At 66.6% G+C, this 16,573-nt stretch carries 11 protein-coding genes; 10 read left to right on the plus strand and 1 reads right to left on the minus strand.

Annotated elements, in window-relative coordinates:
• The first annotated feature begins 123 nt into the window (after positions 1–123).
• The 5 genes from U873_RS0114980 to U873_RS0115000 all read left to right on the plus strand — a co-directional run bounded on the left by U873_RS0114980 (position 124) and on the right by U873_RS0115000 (position 7,750).
• Positions 124–1,905, plus strand: coding sequence for an ABC transporter ATP-binding protein (locus U873_RS0114980; protein ID WP_025129035.1), 1,782 nt, complete (start codon positions 124–126; stop codon positions 1,903–1,905).
• On the plus strand, positions 1,898–3,805 hold the full coding sequence (locus U873_RS0114985; RefSeq protein ID WP_025129036.1) for an ABC transporter ATP-binding protein: 1,908 nt from the start codon (positions 1,898–1,900) through the stop codon (positions 3,803–3,805). Before U873_RS0114980 ends, U873_RS0114985 begins: the two co-directional genes overlap by 8 nt.
• Before the next feature lie 619 nt (positions 3,806–4,424).
• Positions 4,425–5,582: an LLM class flavin-dependent oxidoreductase gene (locus U873_RS0114990; protein ID WP_025129037.1), complete on the plus strand. Its 1,158-nt coding sequence runs from the start codon at positions 4,425–4,427 to the stop codon at positions 5,580–5,582.
• A 19-nt stretch (positions 5,583–5,601) separates the two neighbouring features.
• Positions 5,602–6,654 carry an ABC transporter substrate-binding protein gene (locus tag U873_RS0114995; RefSeq protein ID WP_025129038.1) on the plus strand — a complete coding sequence of 351 codons (1,053 nt, stop codon included), beginning with the start codon at positions 5,602–5,604 and terminating at the stop codon, positions 6,652–6,654.
• A gap of 37 nt (positions 6,655–6,691) precedes the next feature.
• Complete coding sequence (locus U873_RS0115000; protein WP_025129039.1) at positions 6,692–7,750, plus strand: ABC transporter substrate-binding protein; 1,059 nt, start codon at positions 6,692–6,694, stop codon at positions 7,748–7,750.
• 240 nt (positions 7,751–7,990) lie between these two features.
• Here U873_RS0115000 and U873_RS36955 read toward each other — a convergent pair whose 3' ends face one another.
• Positions 7,991–8,272: a hypothetical protein gene (locus tag U873_RS36955; protein WP_025129040.1), complete on the minus strand. Its 282-nt coding sequence runs from the start codon at positions 8,270–8,272 to the stop codon at positions 7,991–7,993.
• A 100-nt stretch (positions 8,273–8,372) separates the two neighbouring features.
• Between U873_RS36955 and U873_RS0115010 the strand changes: the two genes are divergently transcribed.
• The 5 genes from U873_RS0115010 to U873_RS0115035 all read left to right on the plus strand — a co-directional run bounded on the left by U873_RS0115010 (position 8,373) and on the right by U873_RS0115035 (position 16,447).
• The gene (locus tag U873_RS0115010) at positions 8,373–10,643 is read left to right on the plus strand and encodes a TonB-dependent receptor (RefSeq protein ID WP_025129041.1); all 2,271 of its coding nucleotides are present in this window, start codon (positions 8,373–8,375) and stop codon (positions 10,641–10,643) included.
• A gap of 440 nt (positions 10,644–11,083) precedes the next feature.
• The gene (locus tag U873_RS0115015) at positions 11,084–13,555 is read left to right on the plus strand and encodes a TonB-dependent siderophore receptor (protein WP_025129042.1); all 2,472 of its coding nucleotides are present in this window, start codon (positions 11,084–11,086) and stop codon (positions 13,553–13,555) included.
• 548 nt (positions 13,556–14,103) lie between these two features.
• Complete coding sequence (locus U873_RS0115025; protein WP_025129044.1) at positions 14,104–14,871, plus strand: ABC transporter permease; 768 nt, start codon at positions 14,104–14,106, stop codon at positions 14,869–14,871.
• A gap of 9 nt (positions 14,872–14,880) precedes the next feature.
• Entirely contained in the window at positions 14,881–15,642 is a 762-nt protein-coding gene (locus U873_RS0115030) for an ABC transporter permease (RefSeq protein ID WP_025129045.1), read from the plus strand.
• Between the two features lie 10 nt (positions 15,643–15,652).
• Complete coding sequence (locus U873_RS0115035) at positions 15,653–16,447, plus strand: ABC transporter ATP-binding protein (protein WP_025129046.1); 795 nt, start codon at positions 15,653–15,655, stop codon at positions 16,445–16,447.
• The last annotated feature ends 126 nt before the right edge of the window (positions 16,448–16,573 follow it).

A 16,573-nucleotide genomic window follows, 5' to 3' on the forward strand; every position in this document is an offset into this window, starting at 1 on the left:
CTGTCTGCTGTAGGAGCTGGCTTGCCAGCGAAGGCGCCTGCAAGAGCGATGCAAGGCTCAAGGGCCTCTTCGCCGGCAAGCCGGCTCCTACGGGGGTGTCCGACTTTTTTGAATGAGCCCTGCATGATCGAAAAACACCCTCTCTTGCGCGCCTTGGCGATCTACCGGGAAATGCCCTGGCGCTTCGCCCTGGTGGCGCTGCTCTATATCGCGGTCAATCTGGGGCTGGTCTGGCAGCAGTGGCTGATCGGCCATGCAATCAACGATGTCAGTGCCGGGCGGGCGGTGCAGCGTCTGGCAGACGGTAGCCTGGACGCCCGCCTCGGCTGGTACTGGTTGTGGCTGATGCTGGCGGTGGCCCTGGGCCGTGGCGTATTGCAGTACGCCGCCAGCGTCTTGTCCCTGGTGCTCAGCCAGGAGCTGTTGACCCGCCTGCGCGAACGCATCCTGCAGCAGGTCCAGGGCCTGCACCTGGGCTACCACTGGCAGCACGGCATGGGCGAGATGATCACCCGCACCACCCGCGATGCGGACAAGGTCCGCGATGCCCTGATCAGTTTCTGGCGCCAGGTGGTGGAGACGCCCCTGGTGGTGCTGGCCACCGTCGGCCTGCTGAGCTGGTACAGCCCCTGGCTCGGCGTGGTGCCGTTGTTGCTGACCGCCTGTGGGCTGTGGATTTTCGTGCGCCAGACCGGGCATCTGGTGAGCCTGGACCGCGCCGTGGGTGCCGCCTACGACCGGGTCAACCAGGACCTCAGCGAGGGCATCGGCGGCGTGCGGGTGATCAAGTCCTTCGCCCTGGAGCACAGCCGTGTCCAGGGCTTTGCCGCCCAGGTCGCGCTGTTCGCCGAACAGGCACGCCGGGCCCTGGCCTATTCCAGCTCGCGGATTCCCCTGCCCCAAGCGGTGGTCGCCCTCAGCCATGTGTGGGTCCTGGTATACGGCGCCCACCAGGTGGCGGCCGGGCAATTGGCAATCGGCGAGCTGGTCAGCGCGCTGTTGATCGTCACCACCCTGGTGTTTCGCATCGAGGGCATTGGCCGGGTGATGCAGACCTTCGCCGACGCCCGCTCCAGCGCCGAACGCATCTGGCACCTGCTGGATGAGCCGGCCGGCATTCGCAGCGGCACGGCCCTGCTGCCACAGACGCCTCTGGGGCTGAAGCTGGAAGAGGTCAGCGTCTGCGCTCCGGGCGGTGGCCGGCAGATCCTCGAGCACTGCTCCCTGACCTTGCAGCCCGGCGAGATCGTCGCCCTGGTCGGCGCCACCGGCACCGGCAAGAGCCTGCTGGCCAGCCTGCTGCCGCGCCTCACGGATGTCGGCGCAGGCCGCCTGCTGCTGGGTTGCGAACAGAGCGGCTGGCAGGACGTGCGCGACCTGGACCTGGACCAACTGCGGCGCCGAGTGCATGTGGTGCCCCAGGAAAGCTTTCTGTTTTCCGACACCCTGGCCGCCAACCTGCGCCTGAGCGCCCCCGCTGCCAGCGACCGGCAACTGCGCCAGGGCCTGGCCCTGGCGGCCGCCGAAGAGGTACTCGAACGCCTGCCCCAAGGGCTGGACAGCCGGCTCGGCGATCGCGGGGTGACCCTGTCCGGCGGCCAGCGCCAGCGCTTGAGCCTGGCCCGGGCCCTGCTCGGCGAGCCGGACATTCTCTGCCTGGACGACGCCACCAGTGCCCTGGATGCCATCAGCGAACGCCAGGTGCTGCACAACATCCGCCAACTGCGCCGGGACCAGGGCCGAGCCACCACCCTGCTGCTGATCTCCAGCAAGCTCTCGACCATTCTCCTGGCGGACCGGGTACTGCTGCTCCAGGACGGGCGCATCAGCGCCAGCGGCCGTCACGCCGACCTTTTGAACACCAACGCGCACTACCGCGAACTGCTGGGAATCGACCATGGCTAACCCAATCGCCGGCAAGGCCCTGAGCGACATCGAAATAGAAGAAATGCTCGCCAGGCAGGCCCTGGACCGCAGCATGTTTTCCCGCCTGCTGCCCCTGTTGCGACCGATTCGCGGGGCCATCCTGGGCGTGATCGGCATCGAGCTGCTGCTGGTGTTCACGGTCTTTCTGCGGCCCTGGTTCGTCCGTGAACTGCTGGACCATGGGTTGGTGCTCGACCAGGGGCACTGGTGGCTGGACGAGTCGCTGCTGCTGTGGCTGGGACTGGGGCTGGCGGCCAGCTGGCTGGGGCGCTTTGTCCTCGCCGGGCTGTCACAGTTCGTCGCCGGCAGCGCGGCGATCCGGGTGCTCAACGACCTGCGAATCAAGGTCTTCGCCCATGTCCAGGCCCTGAGCATCAGCTACTTCGACCAGACCCGTGCCGGACGGATCATTTCCCGCGCCGACCGCGACGTCGACAGCCTGGAGCCGCTGTTGATCCAGGGCCCGCCGGAGCTGTTGGGGGCCCTGCTGCGCTGCGGGCTGGCCGCGGTGATGCTGTGGCGCATCGACCCGCGATTCTTCCTCAGCCTGGCGGCCACGGTGCCGCTGCTGGCAGTGGCGACCTGGGGGTTCAAGCGTATCTCCCAGCGCAACTGGGCCAAGGTCGCGGAGAACCGCAGCCGTTTCACCGCGCACCTGGTGGAAAGCGTCAGCGGCGTGCGCATGCTCCAGCAATGCGGCCAGCAAGGGCGCAACTTGCAGCGCTATCGCGGCCTGCTGGAGGACTTCAATCAAGCGCTGATCCGCGGCAGCCTGCGCTCCAGCTGGTTCGCCCCGTTCACCGCCCTGCTCAGCTCCGCCGGCATGGCCGCGCTGTTGCTGGTGGGCGCCTTTGGCCTGGCCAGTGCGCAAGTCAGCGTGGGCCAGGTGGCGGAAAGCCTGTTCTACGTGTTTCTGTTTCTCGGCCCCTTGCAGGAACTGTCCGACCTGTTCGAGCGCTATGCCACCGGCTCGGCCTCGGCCCAGCGGATCTTCCTGCTGCTCGATACCCGGCCCCAGGTCCTCGACCCGCACAAGCCGCACCCCTTGCAGCGTCCACGGGGCGACGTCAGCTTCGAACAGGTGCGCTTCGCCTATGACCCCAACAGCCCGACCCCGGTGATCCATGACCTGGACCTGCAGATTGCGGCCGGGGAAGTGCTGGCGATCGTCGGCCCCTCGGGTCACGGCAAAAGCACCCTGGTGCAATTGCTGACGCGCTTCTACGACGTCCAGGGCGGCGCCGTGAAGCTCGACGGCATCGACATCCGGCAACTGGCCCAGCATGACCTGCGCCGGGCCGTGGGCGTGGTGCTGCAGGACAATGTGCTGTTCAGCGGCAGCATCCTCGACAACCTGCGCCTGGCGGCTCCCGACGCCGATGACGCGACCCTGATCGCGGCGGCCCGGGAGCTGGGCGCGGACGAAGTGCTGGAGCGCCTGCCGCACCAGTACCACAGCGAGGTCGGCCCCCTGGGCGGGCATTTGAGCCATGGCCAGCGGCAACTGGTGTGCCTGGTACGGGCCTACCTGGCCAACCCGGCGGTGCTGGTCCTGGACGAAGCCACCTCGGCGGTGGACATCCACACCGAGCAGCGCATTCAGCGCGCCCTGCGCCGGCTGTGCGAAGGGCGCACGGCGATCATCATCGCCCACCGCCTGGCGACCATCCGCGACGCCGACCGGATAGCCGTGATCCGCCATGGCCGGCTGGTGGAACAGGGGCCGCATCAACAGTTGATCCGGCAGAACGGTGCCTATGCGGCGTTGTACCAGGCTTACCTGCGCAGCGCCGACCAGCCCGGCGGCGCAACCCCCGCAGCCCCTTTCGCCGACAAGCCCGCGCCGACAAAAGCACCGCCGCTATCGCGCCAGCTGTAGGAGCTGGCTCGCCAGCGAAGGCGTCCGCAAGGGCAGCACAAGACTCAAGGGCCTCTTCGCCGGCAAGCCGGCTCCTACAAGAACGACGCCGCTACTGCGCCAGCTGTAGGAGCTGGCTTGCCAGCGAAGCCGCCCGCAAGGACAGCACAAGGCTCAAGGGCCTCTTCGCCGGCAAGCCGGCTCCTACAAGAACGACGCCGCTATCGCGCCAGCCGTAGGAGCTGGCTTGCCAGCGAAGGCGTCCGCAAGGACAGCAAAAGGCTCAAGGGCCTCTTCGCCGGCAAGCCGGCTCCTACAAGAACGACGCCGCTATCGCACCAGCCGTAGGAGCTGGCTTACCAGCGAAGGCGCCCGCAAGGGCAGCACAAGACTCAAGGCCCCCTTCGCCGGCAAGCCGGCTCCTACGGGGGTATTGGGCGGCGGCGCCTCTGTTGCGCGCTCAGCAACGGTTGCTGACCAGGTGCTGCTACAGCAGCACTCGCCCTCGCCAAGGCCGCTGGCATGGCCCCTCAATCCCCTTGCCAGAGGCCTCAGCGGCCCATGGCATGGCCGTTGCAACCACTCCTGTAGGCGTCTTCGCACCCGCGCGGCGCAACGCGTTACTGAATCAGGAGCACCCATGAGCACTGAATTTTTCTGGCGCCTGCCGCTGGGCACCGACGGTCCGCAGTTGAGCACCGACAAACACAATCGCGGCAACCCCCAGCACCGTCCCGGGCATATCGCCCCCGGGCGTTTGCCCAACGGCGAGGCCGACGGTTTCACCTACATCGACTACATCGCCCAGGTGGCCAAGGCCGCCGAGCTCGCCGGCTTCGAGGGTGCGCTGCTGCCCACCGGCCCCGAGCCGTGGATCGCCGCCGCGGCCCTGGCCCGGGAAACCCGGCGCATCCGTTTTTTGATCGCCTTCCAGGCCACCTGGACCCTGCCCGCCTATGCCGCCCAGCAGGCGGCGATCCTGCAGAACCTCAGCCACGGCCGCCTGGACTGGAACATCATCACCGGCGGCAACCCGGTCAGCCAGCGGGCCAACGGCGATTACCTGGACCATGACCGGCGCTACCAGCGCACCGGCGAGTTCCTCGACATCATCCAGGGTCTCTGGGACAACGAGCGCTTCTCCTATGAGGGCGATATCTACCAGCTGGAGAACGGCGCCCTGCCCCCGGGCCTGCAACATGAACGCAAGCCCGGGGTGTACTTTTCCGGTTTCTCCGACGCGGCCCTGGACGTGGCGGCCAAGCATGCCGACGTCTACCTCAACTGGGCCGAGCCCATCGACCAGCTCAAGCCGCATATCGAACGGGTTCGCGAGCTGGCGGACAAACAGGGGCGCACGGTGCGCTTCGGCCTGCGGGTCGACCTGTTCGCCCGGGAAACCGAGGAGCGGGCCTGGGCCGACCTGCGCCGCCAGTTCGACAGGCTCGAAGGCAACAGCAGCCTGATCGCCAAGAACTTCACCAGCGGTTCCGACTCCGTCGGCGGCGCCCGACAGACCGCCTATCACCAGAATATCGACCGTTTCGACGACCTGATCCTCGGCCCCAACCTCTGGGCCGGCTTCGCCAAGGCCAAGCCCGGCCCCACCGTGGGCCTGGTGGGCAGCCACCAGAACATCGCCGAACGCCTGGCGGAGTACCGCGACGCCGGTTTCTCCACCTTCATCCTGGCCGGCAACCCGCACCTGGAAGAAGCCTTGCGCATCGGCCAGGAAGTGCTGCCCCTGGTGCAGCAACGCCCCGTCGCCCAGGCGACGCCCTTGCAGGCGCGTGCCTGACGCCTTAAGGAGCTCGTTCATGTCTCATCCTCTGGACACCCTCTGGTACACCCGCTGCCCGGTCCCCACTGGCCTGGGCATCGCCGTGCAGCAAGGCTGGCTGCAGGACAGCCTCAGTGCCCTGGGCACCCAAGTGCAGTCGCTGCGCGAGTCCGCCGACCAGGCCGTGCGTGAATCCCACTTCGACCACAGCCTGCGCAACTCGGTGCGCCACGGCGGCAGCATCCCGGCCCTGTGGGCCCGGGCCCAGGGCCGGGAAACCCGGTTGATCGGCCTGTCCTGGGCCGACGAGGTGCAGTTGATCCTGACCCGCGCCGACAGCGGCATTCACAGCATCAAGCAGCTCAAGGGCCGGCGTTTCGGCTTGCCCGACTGGGCCGCGGCGCAGATCGACTTCACCCGGGCCCAGGCCCTGCGCGGCCTGGAAAACGCCCTGGGCCTGGAGGGCCTGCAAGTGGGCGACCTGCAACTGGTGAACTACCGCTACGGCGGCACCTTCAGCGACCCGCAGGTGCAGACCCTGGCCGACACCCCGGTCAGCGCCCAGCCGGCCAGTGGCCGCAACCTGGAACTGCAGGGCCTGCTGCGGGGCGAGGTCGACGCGATCTTTCTCAAGGGCGCCAGCGCCGCCCGCCACGCCCACGAGTTCGGCCTGCGCACCCTGATCGACACCGGCGCCCACCCTGACCCGCTGATCCGCTGCAACAACGGCACGCCACGCACCCTGACGGTGGACAGTCATCTGCTGGAGCAGCACTTCGACGTTGCACAGGGCATTCTCGGCGCGGTGCTGAAGGCCGAAGACTGGGCCCACAGGCACCCGGAAGACACCCGCCGCTACCTGGCCCGGGAAACCAACAGCAGCGAGTACTGGGTCAGCGCCGCCTATGGCGACGACGCCCACCTGCGCCTGCGCACCGGCCTGGATGAACAGGCCATCGCTGCGCTGCAAGACTTCAGCGCCTTCCTGCGGCGCTGGCGCTTCATCCCGCAACAGGTCGACGTACGCCAATGGATCGACCGCCGGCCGCTGGATGCGCTGCTGGCTACCCCTACCGCTCTGGCCGGCTGACCGCGCCAGGTTTCATGGATTCGAACTGAAGACCCTTATGAGCAAACCACTCGATACCCTCTGGTACACCCACAGCCCGGTGCCCACCGGGCTCGGCATCGCGGTACAGTCCGGACGCCTGGCCGAGGCCTTCCTGCCGTTCGGCACCAATATCCAATCCCTGCGCGAATCCAGCGAACGCGAGGTGCGCGAGGCCCACTACGACCACCACCTGCAGAACTCGGTGCGCCACGGCGGCAACATCCCGGCCATCTGGGCCTACTCCAGCGGCGTGCAAACCCGGGTTCTGGGCTTGTCCTGGAGCGACGAGGTGCAGTTGATCCTGACCACCGCCGAAAGCGGCGTGAAGAGCATCCGCGACCTGAAGAACCGGCGCTTCGGCCTGCCCAAGTGGGCCAACGTACAGATCGACTTCACTCGGGCCCAGGCCCTGCGCGGCCTGGAGAACGCCCTCAGGCTCGAAGGCCTGGAAGTCAGTGACGTCGAACTGGTGGATTACCCCTACGGCGGCACCTACAGCGATGAGCAGAAACAGCACCTGTACGGTTCCGAAGTCAGCCTCGGGGTGACCCGCTTCAGCCGCCGCAACAACGAACTGATCGGCCTGCTGCGCGGCGACATCGACGCGATCTTCCTCAAGGGTGCCCACGCCGTGCACCTGGCCAACGAGTTCGGCCTGCAAGTGGTGGTGGACACCGGCTCCCACCCCGACCCGCTGATCCGCTCCAACAACGGCACCCCACGGACCCTGACCGTGGACACCCATCTGCTGCGCGAGCACTTCGATGCCAGTGTGAAAATCGTCGACACCGTATTGCGCACCGAGCAATGGGCCTGGGCCAACCCCGAGGAAACCCGGCGCTTTCTCGCCCGAGAGCTGAACACCAGCGAGTACTGGGTGGCGGCGGCCTATGGCGAGGATGCCCACCGGCGCCTGCGTACCACCCTGGATGCGCGGTCCATCGAAGCCTTGCAGGACTTCACCGACTTCCTGCACCGCTGGCAGTTCATTCCCCGACGTTTCGATGTACGGGAATGGATCGACTTCAGCGTGCTGGAGACGGTCATCGGCTCCACCTCCCGAGTAGCTGTCTGACCCGCCGGCAAGCCGGCCCCTACCGGGGAACACCGCAATCACCCGGGACCTGTAGGAGCTGGCTTGCCAGCGAAGGCGTCCGCCAGTTCGGCGCAAGGCTCGAAGGCCCCTTCGCCGGCAAGCCGGCTCCTACGGGGGAAACACCGCAATCACCTGGGACCTGTAGGAGCTGGCTTGCCAGCGAAGGCGTCCGTCTGTTCGGCGCAAGGTTCGAAGTCCTCTTCGCCGGCAAGCCGGCTCCTACAAGAACGACGCCGCTATCGCGCCAGCCGTAGGAGCTGGCTTGCCAGCGAAGGCGTCCGCCAGTTCGACACAAGGCTCGAAGGCCTCTTCGCCGGCAAACCGGCTCTTGCGCTTGTGTTGGTGAGGCAGCATTTCGCGGGGTACGCGGTGCTGCTCCAGCAGCAGCCACCCAGCAACTTCTGCTGAATCCACCGCAGGTGTTTTACCCCCTCTCAAATGCGGCTGTTCGCCTCGGCGCAAGTTGCCGTTTTCACGGCCCAAGCCTTTGGCTTTAATCATTTGTTTTCAATCACTTAGCAATTCAAAACAGCCATAAAAAACTCTTGGCACGATCTCTGCTCCTGCCCCTTCAGCGAAACTTTAAATGGGGGAGATTCACATGCATACGCTTAATCCGATCACCAAGAGTCTATGGCTGGCGCTAGCCCTCACCGGGAGCTCATTCAGCCAGGCTTCACTGGCCGCTGAAACCACCGAGGCCGACACCACCAGGAACAGCACCGAGCCGGCCTTGAAGACCGTGACCGTCACCGCCCAGCACCGGGAGGAAACCCTGCAAGAGGTTCCGGTGGCGGTGTCGGCAGTCCAGGGCACCAGCCTGGTGACCGACGGGGTGCGCAACATGGGCGACATCACCACTTTCATTCCCAACGCCTCGGCCAAGAACCCCGACGGTGACGGCCGGCCGCGCTGGTATATCCGCGGCCTGGGCACCGGTGATACCGGGGCCGCCACGGTGTTCCCGGTGGGCATCTACGCCGATGACGTCTACCTCAATGCGCCGATTGCCGGTGGCGGGCCGTTGTTCGACCTGGAGCGCATCGAGATCCTGCGCGGCCCCCAGGGCACCCTGTACGGCAAGAACACCACCGCCGGTGCGGTCAACGTGATTTCCAAGAAGCCGACCTTCGACACCGACGGCTACGGCACCCTGGGCATCGGCAGCAAGAGCGAGCGCATCCTCAATGGCGCCATCGGCGGCGCCCTGGTGGATGACCGGCTGGCGGCGCGGCTGTCGCTGTATTCGGAAGAGCGCGACGGCTTCCAGAAGAACCTCACCGACGACCATACCTACGGCGACGTCGACAAGAAGGCCCTGCGCCTGCAGTTCCTGGCCAAGCTCAACCCGGACCTGGACGCCCTGCTGAAGGTCCATGCCCGTGAATACAAGGGCGACGGCAGCAACGGCTCGCTGCCGGTGGGACGCTACTACAACGTCGGCTACCAGCGACCCGCGGGGCGCAACATCGCCCTCAACGTCAACGAGGACGCCAAGCTCGATCACGACGGCACGTCCCTGACCCTGAACTGGCGCTTGGGGGACTACACCCTGACCTCCATCAGCGCCTACGACTACATTCGCGGGCAGTCCACCAGCGACGCCGACTACACCCCCTACGAGGTCAATGGCGCGGCCATCAGCGACAACCGCTACAACCAGTACTCCCAGGAACTGCGCCTGGCTTCGCCACAGCAAGAAACCCTGCGCTGGCTGGCAGGCGTGCACTACTTCCATGAGGACCTCGACAGCTCGGCCAAGCGCCTCATCACCCCGGGCCCCACGCCCAATGGCAGCGGCTCCAACCAGACCGGCGGCGCCACCGACTTTCGCGACCTCAACTACCAGCACACCACCGACAGCTACGCGCTGTTCGGCAACCTGACCTACGACTTCACCGACAACTTCACCGTCACCGGTGGCCTGCGCTGGACCCAGGAAAAGAAAGACATCGACCTGGACCTGACCCAGCTGACCCGGGCCACCGCCAACGGCCCGCTGATTCCCCTGGGCGCCGCCGGCAGCAATGGCAGCCGCGACGAGAGCAAGACCTGGGAAGCCTGGACCTACGACCTGACCCCGGAATACCGGATCAACGACAACGTCCGGGTGTTCTTCCGCTATGCCCACGGCTTCCGCTCCGGGGGCTTCAATACCGGGCTGTCCACCAGCCTGGCGCAGCTGACCACGGTGGACCCGGAACAGCTGGACGCCTACGAGATCGGCCTCAAGTCGGAATGGTTCAACCACCGCCTGACGGCCAACGCCAACGTCTTCTACTACGACTACTCGGACATCCAGGTGAACCTGCTGACGGTCAACAACGGCGTGCTCACCACCGCCCTGACCAATGGCGCCAAGGGCAAGGTCAAGGGCGCCGAGCTGGAGCTGGAAGGCCAGCCCACCGACTACCTGCACCTGCGGGCGGCAATCTCGTTCCTGGATACCGAGTACACCGACTTCAAGAACACCAACCCCAACACCGGCGCGATCACCGGCGACTACAGCGGCAACAGCTTCGTGCGTTCGCCGCGCAACGTAGTGTCCCTGGGGGCCGACTACACCATTCCCCTGGAGATCGGCGGCAAGCTGGTGGCCGGTGGCGACGTGAGTTTCCGCGACAAGGAATACTTCCTCGCCGACCGCCAGAGCAGCGCCGACAAGACCCTGAGCCAACCCCACTACACCCTGGCCAACAGCCGCCTGACCTGGTTCAGCCCGGATGAAAAGCTCAGCGTCACCGGCTTCGTCAACAACCTCACCGACCGCCGCTACCAGGTCCATGGCCGGCCCAACGGCACCCTGGGGCAATACGTCATCACCTACGGCGACCCGCGCACCGTAGGCCTGAGCGTCACCAGCCGCTTCTGACGCCGCAGCACCGCGCGCCCTTTCCGCTAGGAGCCGGCTTGCCGGCGAACAGGCCTTCAAGCCTTGCGCTGTCCATGCGGACGCCTTCGCTGGCAAGCCAGCTCCTACGGGAGCGAGAACCCGAACCCTGATTTCCGGGCCGCCGGTATCGCTAACCACCGCCGCACCCTGTAGGAGCCGGCTTGCCGGCGAAGAGGCCCGCAAGCCTTGCGCCGTCCATGACGACGCCTTCGCTGGCAAGCCAGCTCCTACGGGAGCGAGAACCCGAACCCTGATTTCCGGGCTGCCGGTATCGCTAACCACCGCCCACATCCACCCTGTAGGAGCCGGCTTGCCGGCGAAGAGGCCCGCAAGCCTTGCGCCGTCCATGACGACGCCTTCGCTGGTAAGCCAGCTCCCATGGGCCGGTTGGGGTCATCCATTTCAGAAGGAATCCAACCATGTTCCATCGCCATCCGTTGGCCGGCGCCGTGGCGCTGGTCGTCGGCAGCCTTGCCGTGCCCACGCTCGCTGCCCAAGCCTCAAGCAATGCCCCCGGCGCCAGCGCCGATCACCTGGACACCGTGGTGGTGCTGGGCACCCGGCGCAGTGATGTCACCGCCCTGGAAAGCGCCGCGCCGGTGGACGTGCTGTCCGCCACGCAGTTGCAGCAGACCGGCGCCAGCGACCTGTCCGGCGCCCTCACCGCCCTCTCGCCTTCGTTCAGCTACCCGCAGTCGCCCCAGGGCGCCTTCTCCGGGTCCATCGCCCAGGGCGCGTCCCTGCGCGGCCTGGCCTCGGATCAGGTACTGGTGCTGGTCAACGGCAAGCGCCGCCACACCAGCGCCAACGTCACCCGCCAGAGCCTGGTCAACGGCCGCGGCGCGGCGGCCGTGGACCTGAGCCTGATCCCCCTGAGCGCCATCGAGCGGGTGGAGATCCTGCGCGACGGCGCGGCAGCGCAATACGGCTCCGACGCCATCGCCGGGGTGATCAATATCGTGCTCAAGGAAAAGGACGACGGCGGCAACCTTGGCTACCGCTTCGGCGGCTACGACAAGGGCGACGGCCTGCAGCGCAAGCTCAGCGGCTGGAAGGGTTTCAGCCTGCCCAACGACGGCTTCCTGACCCTGAGCTTCGACGCCGGCAGCCAGGACCCGGCCAGTGACACCAATCCCGACAACCGGATTTTCTATCCCGGTTCCACCAGCACCAGCACCCCCCGGGAACAGAACAACCGCTACCGCACCTGGCGCTGGGGCTCGGGCAGTGTCTCGGACCAGTACAACTTCGCCGCCAACAGCGAGTTCGGCCTGAGCGAGGGGCTGACCGCCTACGGCTTTGCCACCTACTCCCACAAGAACACCGACGCCGAAGGCTTTTTCGACCCGCCCACCACCTTGCGCAACAACTACGGCAGCGACGCCCTGCAACGCTACCCCGACGGCCGCCTGCCGATCACCCGCTACGCGCTGGAGGACTATGCCCTGACCGGTGGCCTGCGCTATGAGGACGAGCGCCTGGGCAAGTTCGACCTGGCCCTGAACCACGGCGACAACAGCCTCAAGTCCACCGACCGCAACGCCATCAACCCCAGCTGGGGCGACGCCAGCCCGGCGAAGATCTACACCGGCAAGCGCGAGGCCGACCAGACCAACCTGACCCTGGACTGGGTGCGGGACTTCCCCACCGACCTGCTGTTCAAGCCCCTGACCCTGTCGGCAGGCCTGGCCTGGCGCCAGGAGAACTATGAGCTCAGTGCCGGCGAAGCCGCGGGCTGGCAGAACGGGCCGCTGTTCAATACCGCCGACCCGGTCACCGGCCGGCGCATTCCCGGCTACTACTCGGGCATCACCCAGGTCGACGCCGCATCCCTTGAGCGCAAGGTCTGGGGCGCCTACATCGACGTCGAAGGGCAGATCACCGAGAAGTTCCAGGCCGGGGTCGCGGTGCGTACCGAGCACTATTCGGATTTTGGCGACACCACCAACGGCAAGCTGTCGCTGCGCTACGACTTCACCCCGCAACTCGCCGCCCGGGCCACCGCCAGCGCCGGCTACCGGGCGCCGTCCCTGGTGCAGAGCGGGCTGTCGTCGTTCAGCGTGCAGGTGGTGGAACAGCCGCCGGGCAGCGGCAACTACGTCGAGGTGCAGCAACGCACCCTGCGCGCCGACAGCCCGGAGGCCAAGCTGCTGGGGGGCAAGGCACTGAAACCCGAAGAGTCCACCAACTACTCCCTGGGCCTGGTCTGGCGCCCGCTGGCCAACGCCTCGGTGACCCTGGATGCGTACCGGATCAACATCGACAACCGCATCACCCTGTCCGACCAATTGCCGGCCGCAGTGGTCGCGCCGATCTTCGCTGGCACCCCGTACGCCAACATCCAGAGCGCGGCGTTCTACACCAACGTCGCCGACACCCGCACCGATGGCGTCGAGCTGACCGGCAACTACCAACTGGACCTGCAGCAATGGGGGCGGCTGAACCTGTCCAGCGGCTACAGCCAGAACAACACCCGGATCACCGCCCTGCGGGACGTGGGCAACATCGCCGGCTCGCAGATTGTCGGCCGTACCACCCAGGGCCTGATCGAGGACGGCACGCCGAAGAACAAGCTGACCCTGAGCGCCAACTGGCTGTACGACAGCTGGGGCCTGACCCTGGCCCAGCGACGCTACGGGCAATGGAAAAGCCTCAATGCCAGCAACCCGACCCTGGACCAGACCTACAGCGCGCAGTGGGTGACCGACCTGGACATTTCCTACCGCTTCGACAAAGCGCTGAAACTGTCCGTGGGCGCCATCAACCTGTTCGACACCCACCCGGACAAGGCATCCGGGGCGCAATTGTATGGCGTGCCGAAATACTCCATCACCAGCCCCGAGGGCGCCCAGGGCGCGTTCTACTACACCAGCCTCAGTTACGACTTCTGATGCCGGACTGCTGCCGGGGTGTTGCCCTGGCAGCAGTGACTGCTGCCCAGGCACCAGCGGCGCTCCTCCTGTAGGAGCCGGCTTGCCGGCGAAGAGGCCCGCAAGCCTTGCACCGCACCGGCCAACGCCTTCGCTGGCAAGCCAGCTCCTACAGCCGTCAGATAGACCCTGCAATTCCCCCCGTAGGAGCCGGCTTGCCGGCGAAGGGGCCCGCAAGCCTTGCACCGCACCGGCCGACGCCTTCGCTGGCAAGCCAGCTCCTACAGCCGCCAGATAGACCCTGCAGTTCCCCCGTAGGAGCCGGCTTGCCGGCGAAGAGGCCCGCAAGCCTTGCACCGCCCCGGCCGACGCCTTCGCTGGCAAGCCAGCTCCTACAGCCGTCAGACAGACCCTGCAGTTCCCCCGTAGGAGCCGGCTTGCCGGCGAAGAGGCCCGCAAGCCTTGCACCGCCCCGGATGACGCCTTCGCTGGCAAGCCAGCTCCTACAAGGGTGGAATGGCACAGGTCTTGCGATAGGCAGCGGGTACTTCGCCGATATAAGAACCGCCATGGCTCATTCCTTGCGCTGCATCCTCACTTCCCTGACCTGGCTGATCTCACCCCTGGCCCTGTTGCTGCTCTGGACCCTGGTGGCCGACGCCGGGATTTTTCCGCGCAATCTGCTGGTGCCCCCAGCCCAGGTGCTGCAAACCTTCGAAACCCTGCTGGCCAGCGGCGAGCTGCTGGAGCACTTGCACAACAGCCTGTCGCGCCTGGGCCTGGGCTTTGCCCTGGGGGCCCTCGGCGGCCTGGTGTTCGGGGTGTTGATGGCCCTGTCGAAAAGCGTCGAGGCCTACTGCGCGCCGCTGTTCCATACCCTGCGGCAGGTCCCCAGCATCGCCCTGATCCCGCTGTTCGTGCTGCTGTTGGGCATCGATGAAACCTTCAAGATCGTCATCGTCGCCAAGACCGCGTTCTTTCCGGTGGCCCTGGCCGCCAGCGAGGGGGTCAAGGCCATTCCCCGCAGTTACTTCGAGGTGGCCGACGTTTACCGTCTGCGCTGGCCGACCCTGGTGTGGAACATCGCCCTGCCCGCCGCCGCGCCACCGATCATCACCGGGCTGCGCATCGGCCTGACCCGCTGCTGGGTGGTGCTGGTGGCCACCGAGCTGCTGGCCGCCGACAGCGGCCTGGGGCAGATGATCGAGATGGCCCGGCAGATGCTGCGCATCGATGTGGTGATGGTGGGGATAGTGGTCACTGGGGTGATCGGCTTTGCCCTGGACTTTTCCTTGCGCCGCCTGGAGCGGCGTGTGCTGCGCTGGCAAACCCGCTAGGAGCTTCCCATGACATTTTTACTGACCCGGCTTCGCGGTCTGTTGCTGCCCCTGCTGCTGATCGGCGGCTGGGAATACCTGTCGCGCCAGGACGCCGCCGGGGCCTATGCCTTTGTGCCGCTGTCCACCATCGCCAGTGCCCTGCTGGAGCTGCTGGGTAACGGCGAGCTGCTGGTCAACCTGCTGGCCAGCCTGGGGCGGGCCAGTGGCGGCCTGCTGCTGGGCGCCCTGGCCGGGGTGGTGCTGGGGGCGCTGATGGCCCAGTCGGCCCTGGCCAACCGTCTGATCGGCCCGTTGTTCCATGCCATCCGCCAGGTGCCGATGCTCGGCTGGATTCCGCTGATCGCCATGTGGTTCGGCAACGGCGAGTTCTCCAAGATGCTGATCGTCAGCCTGGCGGCTTTCTACCCCATGGTGCTCAACACCTATCAGGGTTTCAGCCAGCTGGAGACGCGCTACCGCGAGGTCGGCCAGGTGCTGGTGCTGGGGCCCTGGCAACGGTTGCGGCACATCCTGCTGCCGGCGGCGCTGCCGAGCATTGCCACCGGCCTGCTGCAGGCCCTGGCCTTTGCCTGGGTGACGGCGGTGGGCAGCGAGCTGTTCCTGTCCTCCGGTGCCGGCCTGGGCAACCTGATGATGAATGCCGAGGCCGGCTCGCGCATGGAGGTGATCGTGCTCTGTGTGCTGTGCATCGGCCTGTGCGGCTACCTGATGACCCTGCTGCTGACCCTTCTGAGCCGCCGCCTGCTGCGCTGGCGGCCAACCCGTTAAGGCCCCTCCCATGAATGCAATCGCCCAACACGCCCCACTTCATCGCCAGCAGCAACAGTCCGGCGCCCTTGAAATCCGCGGCTTGAGCAAGCGCTACCAGATCCAGGGCCAGTCCCTGCCGGTGCTGCAAGGCATCGACCTTGACGTGCGCCCCGGCGAGTTCATCAGCATTGTCGGCGCCAGCGGCTGCGGCAAATCCACCCTGTTGCGGCTGATCGTCGGCCTGGAAGGCGACTACCAGGGCCAGATGCTACTGGATGGCAAGCCGGTGACCGGCACCAGCCTGGAGCGCGGCATCGTGTTCCAGGACCATCGGCTGTTTCCCTGGATGACCCTGGCCCAGAACATTGCCCTGGCGCTGAAGAACCACCCCCTGTCCGAAGCGGAAAAACAGCAGCGGGTGGCCGAGCATATTGCCCTGGTCAACCTGCAGGGCTTCGAGCAGGCCTATCCCCATCAGCTGTCCGGCGGCATGGCGCAACGGGGAGCGATTGCCCGGGCGCTGATCAACCAGCCCAAGGTGCTGTTGCTGGATGAGCCCCTGGGGGCGCTGGACGCCCTGACCCGAGTGCGTTTGCAGCATGAGCTGCAACGCATCTGGGTGCAGCAGCGCTGCACGGTGATCATGGTCACCCATGACATTGAAGAAGCGCTGTACCTGGGGGACCGGGTGATCGTGATGGACGCCCATCCGGGGCGGATCAAGCATGAGATTCGAGTCGACCTGCCCCATCCGCGGGACCGCAGCTCCCCGGTGTTGCAGGGCTACAAGGAGCAGCTGCTGGAGGAATTGGTCGGGCATTGATTGTCGGGGTGCACCGCGAATACGTGGGGGCCGTAGGAGCTGGCTTGCCAGCGAAGGCGCCGGCACCGGCGGTGCAAGGCTTGCGGGACTCTTCGCCGGCAAGCCGGCTCCTACACAGGTAACGTC

Origin of the sequence: Pseudomonas sp. PH1b (genome assembly GCF_000633395.1) — a bacterium.
Lineage (GTDB): Bacteria > Pseudomonadota > Gammaproteobacteria > Pseudomonadales > Pseudomonadaceae > Aquipseudomonas.